Genomic DNA, 13,436 nt, shown 5'->3' with positions numbered 1-13,436 from the left:
TGTGCCACTATGGTTTTAGCCGTTGCTGCCGACATAGGCAGCAACGATTTCAATCATAGGGATTTGATCCATGACTCTTCACGCCTTTCGCACGTGGGCAGCGCTAACGTTGCTCGCTTGCCTGACCCTGACCGGCTGCGCCCACATTCAACCCCCTGTTCCGCTGGACAAACAGTTCTGGGATGCCAAAGAGCCGACCATCGGCGTGGCCATCACCATGGTGCCGCCACCGGTGCTGGCGTTGACCGGTCAACAGGGGATGCTCGATTACGCGATCAATCGGGGCGTGAACAGCAAACTCAGCGACAACGTCGAAAAATGGCAAGTGCGCGACCTGAACACGTTGCCGGATGTCATCGTTGCCAAGCTCCAGGCCAAGGGCTACAAGGTCAAGCGGATCAACGAGCCGGTTGACCTGAATGTCTATAAGCAGACCAGTTTCCGTGAAGGCTACATGGGCCGGGACCTGGCGCCGATCAAGGGCGCTTACGGCGTCGATCGTCTGTTGCTGGTGAATGTCTTCGCCACCGGCGCTACCCGCAGCTACTACGGATTCGTGCCGACCAGCGTGCCGATGGCGCAGGTGAGCGGGCAGGGCCTGGTGGTCGATCTGGCCGACAACAAACTGCTGTGGTTCAAACCCTTCACTGCGGTGCAAGCGGCCCAGGGCGAGTGGGATGAGCCGACCTACACCAACCTGTCCAATGCCTTCTACCAGGCCATGGACAATAGCCGTCAGCAAATGATCACGCCGTTCGAACAATGAAACGTCCGATCAAGGTGGCCAGTGCACTGGCCCTGCTGATGTTGGCCGGTTGCGCGCAGAAGCCGGCGCCCGAGACCGGTTTCAAGTCGCAGAGTGCCGCGTCCTACGTCCAGGCTCATGGGCTGAAAGTAGACATGCAGTTGCCGCAGGCGTTTGTCGGCGCCAGCACGGTGATTGACGCCGAGGCGGCGCAGAAGGCGGCTTCGTCGAGCCACAACCTGGTGGCGGGTGCCAATGCGGCCGGGTTGGCCGGTATGCTGGTGGCGAGCCTGATCAACACCCAGATGGGCAGCGGCAGCTTGCAGCGCGATGCGGAAAAGACCGCGCTCAAGGATTCGCGTCCGATGGCCGACCTGCTCGCCGGCGTGCCGTTGCAGGAGCGTCTGCAACAGCGCTATCAACAAGCGTCTCAAGTGGCCGGGCTCAAGCAAGGGGAGGGGCAAGTTACCGCGCGTCTGGTGATCGAACCGAAGCTGATGCTCACCCCCGATCGCGGCAGCTTTGTGTTGGTCAATCAGGTGCAGGTCCAGGACATTGCCGGTTCGGCGCTGTACCGCATGCGCATTGAAGTGACCAGCCAGCCGATCCGGCGTTGCGGCAAGCAATGCATCGACGACGGCAGCCTGGATCTGGCAAAGGTCACGGCGGTGCTCGACGAGTGCATCGACGAGTCCATGCGTGTTTTGGCCACCGACCTTATGCAACCGGCACCGCCGGAGGCCGCCCAGGAAACCTTGCGCTATGTGCTCGATGGCCAACGCGTGGTCGAGCGCGGTTATCAACTGGCCAATAACGGCAGCTACTGGCGTTACCGCAACCTTTACGGTGCAGTGAAATCAGTGCCGGTGCCGTTTGAGGATGCGCTGACGCAAGCGCAGTTGCAGAAGGTTTACGGGCAGTAGGTGATCCGATGAATCGTGATCAAGCCTGAAAACGAACCCACACGCTGACCAACACCGTCGCCGCCATCAACCACGCCACCGCCGCTACCGCGAGGGAAGCTTCCAGCCGCATTCGGTCCACCATCACGTACAACGTCGCCAGGTAGATGAAGTACGGGATGATCGACCACATGCCAAACACGATGGTTGTCTTCAAGTCGTCCAGCGAACGGCCCTTGCCGACGATGTAATGCGCGATCAGCGCAAAGGTCGGAAACAGCGGCACCAGGCCGGCGATGTAATAGTTTTTGGTCCTGGCCAGCGCAGCGAGGATCACCACCACCGCCGCACCCAGGGTCGCTTTGAGAATCAGGTCCATCAGTGGCTCAGCCCGTACTTCTTCACTTTGTCGAACAGTGTGGTCTTGGCCATGCCCAGTTCCAGGCTGGCCTGGGTCAGGTTACCGCCACTGCGTTGCAAGGCGTCGCTGAGCAGGTTGCGTTCGAAGGCTTCCACCGCTTCGGCGAAGGCCAGGCCCTGATTGCTGCCGCTGGCACCGGATTTCTTGAAGGCTGGCAGCCCGAGGGCGAAACGCTCGGCGACGTTGCGCAGTTCGCGGACGTTACCCGGCCAGTCGTGGCTCATCAGGTTCGACAGGGTCTGGTTGTCCAGCTCCGGCACCGCGCGGTCGAAGCGCAAGGACGACTGCTGCAGGAAGTGTTCGAACAGTTGCAGGATGTCTTCGCGGCGTTCGCGCAGCGGCGGCAGTTCCAGGGTCACCACGTTCAGGCGGTAATACAGGTCGCTGCGGAATTCGCCGGCCTTGCTCGATTCGTCGAGGTCGGACTTGGTCGCCGCAATCACCCGGCAATCCACTGCCACACTCTGGTTCGAGCCGAGGCGTTCGAGGGTGCGTTCCTGCAACACTCGCAGCAGCTTGATCTGCAACGGCAGCGGCATGCTCTCCACTTCGTCGAGGAACAGCGTACCGCCGTCGGCGTGTTCGATCTTGCCGATCCGCCGCTTGCCGGCCCCGGTGAAGGCGTTGGCTTCGTGGCCAAAGATTTCGCTTTCGAACAGATTCTCCGGCAGGCCGCCGCAGTTCAGCGCGACGAACTGCTTGGTGTGGCGGCGGCTGAAATCGTGCAGGCAACGCGCGACCAGTTCCTTGCCGGTGCCGGTCTCGCCTTCGATCAGCACGTTGGCCGAGGTGTCGGCGACATTGGCGATCAGTTCACGCAGGTTTTGCATGGCCGGTGAGCGACCGATGATCCGGCCTTCCAGCGAATCCCGCTCCGCCAGTTGCCGGCGCAGCGAGGAGACTTCCCGCGCCAGGCTGCGTTGCTCCAGCGCACGACGTGCGACATCCACCAGCCGTTCCGGGGAGAAGGGTTTTTCCATGAAGTCATAGGCGCCTTTTTGCATCGCGCCGACGGCCATGGAAATGTCGCCGTGACCGGTAATCAGCACCACCGGCAGGCTGCGATCGCGCGCCTTGAGCCGGGTCAGGAGTTCGAGGCCATCGATGCCCGGCAGGCGGATGTCGCTGATGACGATGCCGGCAAAATTGTCGCCGACCCGCTCCAGCGCTTCTTCGGCACTGCCCACGCCGACGCAGGGAATGTCTTCCAGGGTCAGCGCCTGTTGGCAGCCGAGCAGCACATGGGGGTCGTCTTCGACGATCAGCACACTAAGGTCGTTGTTCATATTGGCTCGGCAGGAATAGGGCTTACCAACGGTAAACTGAGGACGAAGGTGGTACCACCGCTGGCCGGGTGCTCGACACCCAGGTGTCCGCCCGTGGCGGCGGCGAGGCTTGCAGACAAGGTCAGGCCGAGGCCCAGGCCCTGCTCGCCGGGTTTGGTGGTGAAGAAGGGTTCGAACAGATGCTTGCGTGCTTCGGCGTCGATGCCGTGGCCGTTGTCGCGTACCCGCAGGCGATACTTGCCATCGAACGTTTCGCCTTCGAGCCACAACTCCGGCAAGGGTTGTGCGTGCATGGCATCGAGGGCGTTGCCGATCAGGTTGACCAGAATCTGCTCCAGGCGTGTCTGGTCGATCTGCACCTGCACATCGGTGAATTCGCGATGCAATTGCAGATGAACACTTTCTACCCGACCGCCGAGCAGTTGTAACGCGGCGTCTACCGCTTTGCCGAGGCAGGCCTGGCCCTTGTCGTCTCCGCGCCGGGCGAAGGAGCGCAGGCTGGCGGTGATCCGGCCCATGCGATCGATCAGTTCGTTGATGGTCTTGAGGTTGGTGCTGGCCACGTCCAGCTGACCACGCTCCAGAAAGCGCACGGTGTTGCCGGACAAGGTGCGCAGCGCGGCCAGTGGCTGGTTCAATTCATGGGCGATGCTGGTAGACATCTGGCCGATGGCCGCGAGTTTGCCGGCTTGCACCAGTTCATCCTGGGCACGGCGCAGCGTCTCTTCCGCGTGCCGCCGTTCGCGGATCTGGCCTTTGAGCCGTTCGTTGCTGGCGCGCAGGTCGGTGGTGCGTTCGGTAATCCGACGCTCCAGTTGATTGTTGGCTTGCTGCAAGGCTTCCCGGGCGGCGAGGCGGGTGGCGATGACCTTGCGCCGCTCGTTCCAGGCGATCAGCAGGAACGCCACGAGGGCAAACGCCACGGCGACCAGAATCCCCTGATTGATCGCTTCGCGGCGCAAGTCCTGCAATGGCGTGAGCAGGGTGAAATTCCACGGCGTGTCGCTCAATGGGCGGGTTTGCGAGAGGTAGCTGATGTCCTCTTGATCGGACTCCACTTCGCTGTTGGCCGGGAAGGTCAGCTTTTCCTCGCCTTCGGCCAGTTTTTCCCGGGCCAGCGGTTGCAGTTCGTTCAACGGGAACCAGTAGTACTGAAGGCTGCGGGCGAGTTTTTCCTTGGTTTCGTCATTCAACGGAACCACTGATTTGAGCCGTCTCGCCGGATCACTGGACAGAATGATGATGCCGTTTTCGTCGCTGACGAAGGCTTCCAGGCGCGCCCGTTGCCAGCGTTCTTCCATGGCTTCGAGGCGGACTTTGACCACCGCGACGCCGATGATCTTGCCGTGTTCTTCCAGGCCATGGGCCAGGTAATAACCGGGTTCTCCGTTGGTGCTGCCGATGCCATAGAAGCGGCCCGGCTGGCCGCGAACGGCGTTCTGGAAATAGGCGCGGAAGGACAGGTCTTCACCGAGGTAACTGTCGACGTCGCGCCAGTTGCTCGTGGCCATGACGCGGCCGGTGGTGTCCATCACGTAGATGGCCCGACTGCGGCTGCGCCGGTTCAGGCCTTCGAGGTATTCATTGACCGTTTGCCGGTACTCCGGCGACGGGTCCGCCAACAGCTTCGACACACTGGATTCAAGTTCCAGCAGGCTGGGCAGGTAGGTGTATTTGCTGATCTCGCTCTCGACGGCGCGGGCGTGAAGTTCGAGCTGACGCTGGCCGTTCTCGCTGAGGCTGCGGATCCCGTAGTGCTCACTGACCCAGAAGCCAACGTAACCCAATCCGATCATCAGGGCGATGACCAGCGGCGGCAGGAACAGATGGCGGATCAGACGGGGTTTCACGGCGAGTGATGGCGGCGTAGCGCGATTGAGAGTGGGGTCGCATTTCATCACAGATGCCTTGGGTCAACCACAACACTTACTTAGAGCGCCGCCACCGGCCCCTGTGGGAGCGAACTTTTGTGGCGAGGGGATTTATCCCCGTTGGGCTGCGAAGCGGCCCCAGCATTAAAAGTCAAACCGCATGCAATGGGCTGACGACTGCTTCGCAGCCGAGCGGGGATAAATCCCCTCGCCACAAAAGCCCGCTCCCACAGTTGGGGAGCGGTGTCTTTTCTTAGTGCTGCAGAATCTTGGCGAGGAAATGCTGGGTACGTTCGGCGCGGTGGCTGATGTCGCCGAAGAAGTCCTCTTTCTGGCAGTCTTCGATGATTTTGCCCTGGTCCATGAAGATCACCCGATCCGCCACTTTACGGGCGAAGCCCATTTCGTGGGTCACGCACATCATGGTCATGCCTTCGTGGGCCAGTTGCACCATCACGTCGAGCACTTCGTTGACCATCTCAGGGTCCAGCGCCGAGGTCGGTTCGTCGAACAGCATGACGATCGGGTCCATCGCCAGCGCACGGGCAATCGCCACACGCTGTTGCTGACCACCGGAGAGCTGGCCCGGATGCTTGTGGGCGTGCGCCGAAAGACCGACGCGCTCCAGCAGTTGCAGGCCTTTCTTGGTGGCTTCTTCCTTGCTGCGGCCCAACACCTTGATCTGCGCGATGGTCAGGTTTTCGGTGATGGTCAGGTGCGGGAACAGTTCGAAATGCTGGAACACCATGCCGACGCGCGAACGCAGTTTCGGCAGATCGGTCTTCGGGTCGGCGATGGACGTGCCATCGACCACCACATCGCCTTTCTGGAACGGTTCCAGCGCGTTGACGCATTTGATCAGGGTGGATTTGCCGGAGCCGGACGGGCCGCAAACCACGATCACTTCGCCTTTCTTGACCTCGGTGCTGCAGTCAGTCAGTACCTGGAAGTCGCCATACCACTTGTTGACATTCTTGATAGAGATCATACGGCAAACCTTTTTTGCAGACGCTTGACCAGCAGCGAGGCGGCAAAGCTGATTGTGAAGTACGTGAGCCCTGCGAAGATCAGGAACTCATTGGAGCGACCGATGATGTCGCCACTGGCACGCGAGGCGTTCAGGAAGTCCACCAGGCCCACCGCATAGACCAGCGAGGTGTCCTGGAACAGGATGATGCTCTGTTGCAGCAGCAGCGGGGTCATCTTGCGGAATGCTTGCGGCAGGATGATCAAGCGCATCATCTGGCCGTAATTCATGCCCAGGGCCTGGGCAGCGCCCATCTGACCCTTGGGAATGGACTGAACGCCAGCGCGGACGATTTCGCAGAAGTACGCCGCTTCGAACATCATGAATGCCACGATGCATGAAGCGAACGCGCCGATCGGCGTGTCTTCGCCAGTGATCCAGCGCAGCACGAACGGCACCGCCAGATAGAACCAGGTGATGACCAGCAGCAGCGGGATCGAGCGGAAGTAGTTGACGTAGGCGCCGGCAATGTTCGACAGCAGTTTGCTGTGGGACAGGCGCATCAGCGCCAGGATCGTGCCGAGGATGATCCCGCCGACGACGCCCAGCACCATCAGTTGCAGGGTCATGACCATGCCGTTCCACAAGCCCGGCAGGGACGGGATAATGCCCGAGAAGTCGAATTCCATCATTTACCCCCTACGGAGATCAGGCCCGGTACGGCGACTTTCTTCTCGACCGCACGCATCAGCAACATCAGGCCCATGTTCAGGGTGAAGTAGATCAGCGTCGCCAGGGTGAAGGCTTCGAACAGGTTGGCGGAGAACTCGGCAGTCTGTTTAGTCTGCGCGAGCAGTTCCATCAGGCCGATCAGCGAGGCGACGGAGGAGTTCTTGAACACGTTCAGGAATTCCGAGGTAAGCGGCGGAATGATGATCCGGTAAGCCTGGGGCAGCAGCACGTTCCAGTAGATCTGCGGCAGCTTGAAGCCCATGGCACGGGCAGCGGATTCCTGGCCTTTCGGCAGTGCCTGGATACCGGTGCGCACCTGTTCGCAAACGCGAGCGGTGGTGAACAGACCGAGGCAGACAACCACGCTGAGGAACGCCGAGGTGGTCGGGTTCAGGTCCTGCTTGTACCAGTCCTGCAGGTTCTGAGGCAGCAGATCGGGCACCAGGAAGTACCAGATGAACAGCTGCACGAGCAGCGGTACGTTACGGAAGACTTCGACGTAGCAGGTCGCGATGCCCGACACGATGCGATTCGGTACGGTACGCATGACACCCAGAATCGAGCCCAGCGTCAGGGCAATGATCCAGGCCACGATGGCGATGGCGATGGTCCAGCCCAAACCGGAGAGGTACCAGTCGAAATAAATTTCGCTGCCCACGCCGGTGGACTTGAAGAACACGCCCCAGTCCCAGTTGTAATTCATTAGGGTCTCCCCTCAGATCGATCGATGTACAAGTACCCGCTTGGTGGAAGCTCCGTTCCCGCCTGATCTTGATGATCAGGCACACACGAGCGGCTCGACAGCCACCGGTTCGAGTGTTTCCAAAAATGCCAGCAGGGAGTGCAACTCCTGAAAGGGCGGTGGCCCTATCAGGAGATAAGGTTAGTCAGAAATCAGGATTTCTTGTCGTCAGCCGCTTTATCGGTCGGATTGGCGATCAGGGCCTTGAGCTCGTCGCTCATCGGGAAGTTCAGGTTCAGGCCTTTAGGCGGGATTGGCGCCATGAACCATTTTTCGTAGATCTTGTTGATCTCGCCCGACTTGTAGGTGGCGACGATGGCGTCATCCACAGCCTTCTTGAACGGCTCGTCGCCCTTGCGGACCATGCAGCCGTAGATTTCGTAGGACTGTGGTGTGCCGGTCACGGCCCAGTCTTCGGCCTTCTTGGCCTTTGCTGCTTCACCGGCCAGCAGGGCGTCGTCCATCATGAACGCAACGGCACGACCCGATTCCAGCATCTGGAAGGACTCACCGTGGTCTTTGGCGGAAATGACGTTCATGCCCATTTGCTTGTCGGCGTTCATCGACTTGAGGATGCGCTCGGACGTGGTGCCCGCGGTGGTCACGACGTTCTTGCCTTTCAGATCGTCAAAATCCTTGTACGCCGAGCCTTTCTTGGACAGCAGGCGGGTACCGATTTCGAAGATGCCGACGGAGAAGGCAACTTGCTGCTGACGCTCTACGTTGTTGGTGGTGGAGCCGCACTCGACGTCCACGGTGCCGTTCTGCACCAGCGGGATACGGGTTTGCGAGGTGACCAGGTTGTATTTGACCTGGAGGTTCGGCATGTCCAGGTCTTTCTTAATCGCTTCAACGATTTTCAGCTGGATATCGTGGGAGTAGCCAACCGGTTTGCCGGAAGCGTCCGCGATATAGGAAAACGGAATGGAAGCGTCACGATGTCCGAGGGTGATGACACCGGACTCTTTGATCTTCTTCAGCGTGCCGGTGAGCTCGGCAGCGAAAACCGGAGTGGTAATCAGAGCGGCAGCAATGGCTGCGCCCAGGAGATGGGGAACGATGCGCATCAAATTTTCCTCGACATTGTTTTTTTTATGGAGCCAGTTCATCGGCCCTTTTGTGCTTCGAATGGCTGTCGGCTTCTGAAGGTCCGCGCAACAAGCATTCGTCCAAGAGTGTAGAGCATGACTCGTGCCAGGCTAGGCGACGTGTATCAAATTGTTGATTTATAAGGGTATTAAATATTTGTGGCGGGTTTTTTGGCGGGGAATAATCCGGTTAACCGAATCGACTGACAGGTCGCGTTCGGAAAACCGAATGCGCTGGCTTGCCTATAACCCTGTGGGAGCCGGGCTTGCTCGCGATGGCGGTTTGTCAGTCAACATTGATAGTGGCTGTGCTGGCGTCATCGCAGGCAAGCCCGGCTCCCACAGGAGATTGAGGTGTATTCGGAATGCAAAAAGCCCCTGAATCGTCAGATTCAGGGGCTTCGTTTTATCCGGATACCCGATCAGGCCGCTTCGATCTTGCTGCGGTTCTGCTCGACCTTGCTCAGGTAATCCGCGAGTTTTTGTTGCTCGTCCGCCGTGGTAAACAGGCCCAGCTTGCTGCGGCGCCACAGAATGTCATGCGCAGTAGTCGCCCACTCTTCGCTGCACAGGTAATCGACTTCGCGGGTGTAGAGACCGCCGCCAATGTGTTCGCCCAGATCGCTGAGGTTCTGCACGCCTTCGAGCATGCGCCAGGTGCGGCTGCCGTAGGTTGTGGCCCAGCGGCGGGCGATTTCCGTCGGCACCCAGTCGAACTGGTCACGAATCCGGGAGCTCAGCGCCTGCGGGGTGGTCATGTCTTCGCCGCCCGGCAAGGTCGCCGTGGCGGTCCAGTTCGGCTGGATGTGCGTGAAGTACGGCGCCAGTTGCGCCAGCGCCGACTCGGCCAGTTTGCGGTAGGTGGTCAGCTTGCCACCGAACACCGACAGCAGCGGCGCCTCTTCGCCTGTGCCCGACAAGGCCAGGGTGTAGTCGCGGGTGACGGCCGACGGATTGTCGGATTCATCGTTGCACAGCGGACGAACACCGGAATAGCTGTGCAGGATGTCGTCGCGGCTGATCTGCTTCTTGAAGTGAGCGTTGACTACTTTAAGCAGGTAATCGGTTTCACCTTCGGTGATCGCCACCTTCGCCGGATCTCCGGTGTATTCGCGGTCGGTGGTGCCGATCAGGGTGAAGTGGTTCAGGTACGGAATGGTGAAGACGATGCGCTGATCTTCATTCTGCAGAATGTGCGCGTGTTCGCCTTCGTACAGTTTCGGCACGATCAGGTGGCTGCCCTGGATCAGGCGGATGCCGTACGGCGATTCCATCTTCAGGTCGTCACGAATGAACTTGGCTACCCACGGACCGGCCGCGTTCACCAGTGCCTTGGCGCGAATCGAAAACAGGCTGCCGTCAGCGCGTTCCAGGTGCAGGTGCCACAGGCCTTTGGTGCGGCGGGCGCTGACGCAACGGGTCTGGGTGTGAACGTGGGCGCCTTTCTCGCGGGCGGCCATGGCATTCAGTACGACCAGGCGAGCGTCGTCGACCCAGCAATCGGAATATTCGAAGCCTTTGGTGATTTCGCTTTTCAACGGGCTGTCCGGGCCGAACTTCAGGCTTTTCGAACCTTCCAGTTTTTCCCGTTTGCCCAGGTTGTCATAAAGGAACAAACCGGCGCGGATCATCCACGCCGGGCGCAGGTGCGGACGGTGTGGCAGCACGAAACGCATTTGCTTGACGATGTGCGGCGCCTTGGCCAGCAACACTTCGCGCTCTGCGAGGGCTTCGCGCACCAGGCGGAATTCGTAATGTTCGAGGTAGCGCAGGCCGCCATGGATCAGCTTGCTGCTGGCCGACGAAGTGTGGCTGGCCAGATCATCCTTTTCGCAAAGGAACACCGAGAGACCGCGGCCGGCGGCATCCGCTGCGATCCCCACGCCATTGATCCCGCCACCGATGACGGCAATGTCGTAGACCTCAGCGAGAGGGGGCGTAGGCAAGGTAGAAGTGGGCATCGGCTGGCCTCGGGCTCTTTTGATTTTCGGTATTGGATTTCGAACATAAATGTTCATTTGCGAAAATGGTAGCCCATAAAGCCGCGCACAGCCAGTCAACTTCGATTGAAAATACTGATCGAAGGGTGGCTAAAGGAAAATTTACGAACATTTAAGTGGTCGCGAAGAGCAACTGTGGCGAGGGGATTTATCCCCGTTCGGCTGCGAAGCAGTCGTAAATCATCGCCCGCGTTATACCTGATACACCGGGTTTGCAGGTTTTAGGGCCGCTGCGCAGCCCAACGGCGATAAATCCCCTCGCCACAGGGAGGGGTTTAAACCACTTCAAGTCGAATTTTGTGCTGACTCAACAACTGCGCCAACGCCGGCACTGGCTGCTGATCCGTCACCAGGCAGTCGATCAGGCTGATCGGCCCCAGGCGAATCATGGCGTTGCGCCCGAATTTGCTGGAGTCCGCCGCCAAAATCACCTGTCGTGCATTGGCAATGATCGCCTGCGACACCCGCACTTCCTGATAATCGAAATCCAACAGGCTGCCGTCTTCATCGATACCGCTGATGCCGACCAATGCAAAGTCGACCTTGAACTGGTTAATGAAGTCGACACTCGCCTGACCGACCACACCCCCGTCACGCCGCACATTGCCGCCGGTCAACAGGACGTCGAAGTCGTCCTTGGCGCTGAGCATCGATGCCACGTGCAGGTTGTTGGTGATGATCTTCAGGTGATTGTGATTAAGCAACGCCCGGGCAATCGATTCGGTGGTCGTACCGATGTTGATGAACAGCGAGGCGTGATCAGGGATCTGGGCGGCAATGGCTTCGCCGATACGCTGCTTTTCATCGCGCATCTGATCGGCGCGCATGGCATAGGCGGTGTTTTCGACACTGGAATCGTAGGCTGCGCCGCCATGGTAGCGACGCAACAAATTGGCTTCCGCGAGCTGATTGATGTCGCGGCGGATGGTTTGCGGTGTAACGACGAACAGCGTGGCCATTTCCTCGATGCTGACATAGCCGCGTTCGCGAACCAGTTCGAGGATTTGCTGCTGACGGGGAGGCAGATTCATGGGGCTTCCTTTGGGCTGCCGTGCAAAATTTGCCCATGATGCCGCAGGAATCTGCTCCCTACCAGTTACATGCAGATACGAGAACTTACGTTGGCTTATTCAGCGCCTTCATGAGGTTCCCAATCACGCGTGCGGCTGACCGCTTTTTTCCAGCCTGCGTAGAGTTTTTCCTTCGCGGTTTCGTCCAGCGTCGGTTCGAATTCGCGTTCGATTACTGCCTTGCCGCGCAGCTCTTCCAGGCTGCCCCAGAAGCCACATGCCAGACCGGCGAGGTAAGCGGCGCCCAATGCGGTGGTTTCGCGCATTTGCGGACGCTCGACTTGCGTGCCGAGAATGTCGGCCTGGAACTGCATCAGGAAATTGTTCGCCACCGCGCCGCCATCCACGCGCAGGGCTTTGAGGCGTTCGCCGGAATCCTGCTGCATGGCGTCGAGCACGTCGCGGGTCTGGTAGGCAATCGACTCCAGCGCCGCACGAATAATGTGATCCACACGTACGCCGCGGGTCAGGCCGAACAGTGCGCCACGGGCATACGGGTCCCAATACGGTGCGCCGAGGCCGGTGAAGGCCGGTACCAGGTACACGCCGTTGCTGTCCTTGACCTTGTTGGCGAAGTATTCGGTGTCGTGGGCGTCATTGATGATCTTCAATTCATCACGCAACCACTGAACGGTTGAACCACCGTTGAAGACGGCGCCTTCCAGCGCGTAGGCCACTTCGCCACGCGGACCGCACGCGATGGTGGTCAGCATGCCGTGCTTGGATTTCACGGCTTTGTCGCCGGTGTTCATCAGCAGGAAGCAGCCAGTGCCGTAGGTATTTTTCGCCTGGCCTGGCTCGACGCACATCTGGCCGAAGAGGGCGGCCTGCTGGTCGCCGGCGATACCGCCAATGGCGATGCCGCTTTTGGTGTGGCCGTAGATTTCCGACGAGGACTTCACTTCCGGCAGCATTTCGCGCGGAATATCCAGTACCTCGAGCATCTTCGCGTCCCACTGCAAGGTGTGGATGTTGAAGAGCATGGTGCGCGAGGCGTTGGTGTAGTCGGTGACGTGGACCTTGCCGCCGGTAAATTTCCAGATCAGCCAGCTGTCGACGGTACCGAACAGCAGTTCGCCTTTGCGCGCACGCTCACGGCTGCCTTCGACGTTATCGAGGATCCACTTGAGTTTGGTGCCGGAGAAGTACGGGTCGGTGACCAGGCCAGTGGTTTCGCTGATGTATTGCTCGTGGCCGTCGCGTTTCAGTTGTTGGCAGATCTCGGTGCTGCGGCGGCACTGCCAGACGATCGCGTTGTAGATCGGGCGACCGGTGGTCTTGTCCCAGACCACGGTGGTTTCACGCTGGTTGGTAATGCCGATGGCCGCGACCTGGTCGTGATGCAGGCCGGCTTGCGCCAGGGCCTCGACCATCACGGCGCTTTGGGTGGCGAAGATTTCCATCGGGTCGTGTTCGACCCAACCGGCTTGCGGGTAATGCTGGGCGAATTCGCGCTGGGCGGTGCAAACCACGTTCGCGTCGCGGTCGAAAATGATCGCGCGGGAGCTGGTCGTACCCTGATCGAGGGCAATGATGTAGTTCTTATTCTGAATGTCGGTCATGTCGATTGCCTTGGACGAAATAAGGAGTGAGGTCAGGCGCGCTATCAAAT

At 59.7% G+C, this 13,436-nt stretch carries 12 protein-coding genes; 2 read left to right on the top strand and 10 right to left on the bottom strand.

Going from position 1 to position 13,436, the window contains the following annotated elements:
* The first annotated feature begins 70 nt into the window (after positions 1-70).
* Positions 71-766, top strand: coding sequence for a hypothetical protein (locus J2Y86_RS12180; protein WP_253431439.1), 696 nt, complete (start codon positions 71-73; stop codon positions 764-766).
* The gene (locus J2Y86_RS12175) at positions 763-1,668 is read left to right on the top strand and encodes a hypothetical protein (RefSeq protein ID WP_253431436.1); all 906 of its coding nucleotides are present in this window, start codon (positions 763-765) and stop codon (positions 1,666-1,668) included. Before J2Y86_RS12180 ends, J2Y86_RS12175 begins: the two co-directional genes overlap by 4 nt.
* Positions 1,669-1,687: 19 nt before the next feature.
* On the opposite strand, the gene J2Y86_RS12170 is transcribed toward J2Y86_RS12175, so the two are convergent.
* The 10 genes from J2Y86_RS12170 to glpK form a co-directional block, all read right to left on the bottom strand.
* Complete coding sequence (locus tag J2Y86_RS12170; protein ID WP_253440230.1) at positions 1,688-2,017, bottom strand: GlpM family protein; 330 nt, start codon at positions 2,015-2,017, stop codon at positions 1,688-1,690.
* Positions 2,018-2,025: 8 nt separating this feature from the next.
* Complete coding sequence (locus tag J2Y86_RS12165) at positions 2,026-3,354, bottom strand: sigma-54-dependent transcriptional regulator (RefSeq protein ID WP_301308728.1); 1,329 nt, start codon at positions 3,352-3,354, stop codon at positions 2,026-2,028.
* Positions 3,351-5,252, bottom strand: a complete 1,902-nt coding sequence (locus J2Y86_RS12160; protein WP_253431433.1) for a sensor histidine kinase — start codon at positions 5,250-5,252, stop codon at positions 3,351-3,353. Before J2Y86_RS12160 ends, J2Y86_RS12165 begins: the two co-directional genes overlap by 4 nt.
* 226 nt (positions 5,253-5,478) lie before the next feature.
* Entirely contained in the window at positions 5,479-6,213 is a 735-nt protein-coding gene (locus tag J2Y86_RS12155) for an amino acid ABC transporter ATP-binding protein (protein WP_253431430.1), read from the bottom strand.
* Entirely contained in the window at positions 6,210-6,881 is a 672-nt protein-coding gene (locus J2Y86_RS12150; RefSeq protein WP_253440224.1) for an amino acid ABC transporter permease, read from the bottom strand. Before J2Y86_RS12150 ends, J2Y86_RS12155 begins: the two co-directional genes overlap by 4 nt.
* Positions 6,881-7,627 carry an amino acid ABC transporter permease gene (locus J2Y86_RS12145; protein WP_253431427.1) on the bottom strand — a complete coding sequence of 249 codons (747 nt, stop codon included), beginning with the start codon at positions 7,625-7,627 and terminating at the stop codon, positions 6,881-6,883. Before J2Y86_RS12145 ends, J2Y86_RS12150 begins: the two co-directional genes overlap by 1 nt.
* 191 nt (positions 7,628-7,818) lie before the next feature.
* Positions 7,819-8,733 carry a glutamate/aspartate ABC transporter substrate-binding protein gene (locus J2Y86_RS12140; RefSeq protein WP_253431422.1) on the bottom strand — a complete coding sequence of 305 codons (915 nt, stop codon included), beginning with the start codon at positions 8,731-8,733 and terminating at the stop codon, positions 7,819-7,821.
* A 443-nt stretch (positions 8,734-9,176) separates the two neighbouring features.
* Positions 9,177-10,715 carry a glycerol-3-phosphate dehydrogenase gene (glpD, locus tag J2Y86_RS12135; RefSeq protein WP_253431419.1) on the bottom strand — a complete coding sequence of 513 codons (1,539 nt, stop codon included), beginning with the start codon at positions 10,713-10,715 and terminating at the stop codon, positions 9,177-9,179.
* A 314-nt stretch (positions 10,716-11,029) separates the two neighbouring features.
* A complete protein-coding gene (locus J2Y86_RS12130) occupies positions 11,030-11,785 on the bottom strand; it encodes a DeoR/GlpR family transcriptional regulator (protein WP_007916700.1) in 756 nt (251 codons plus the stop codon).
* Between the two features lie 95 nt (positions 11,786-11,880).
* The gene (gene glpK, locus J2Y86_RS12125; RefSeq protein WP_084322700.1) at positions 11,881-13,386 is read right to left on the bottom strand and encodes a glycerol kinase GlpK; all 1,506 of its coding nucleotides are present in this window, start codon (positions 13,384-13,386) and stop codon (positions 11,881-11,883) included.
* Positions 13,387-13,436: the final 50 nt, after the last annotated feature.

Source organism: Pseudomonas migulae (assembly GCF_024169315.1).
Lineage (GTDB): Bacteria > Pseudomonadota > Gammaproteobacteria > Pseudomonadales > Pseudomonadaceae > Aquipseudomonas > Aquipseudomonas migulae_B.
Note: the sequence above shows the minus strand (reverse complement) of the source record. Positions and strands in the feature narration are given on the sequence as shown.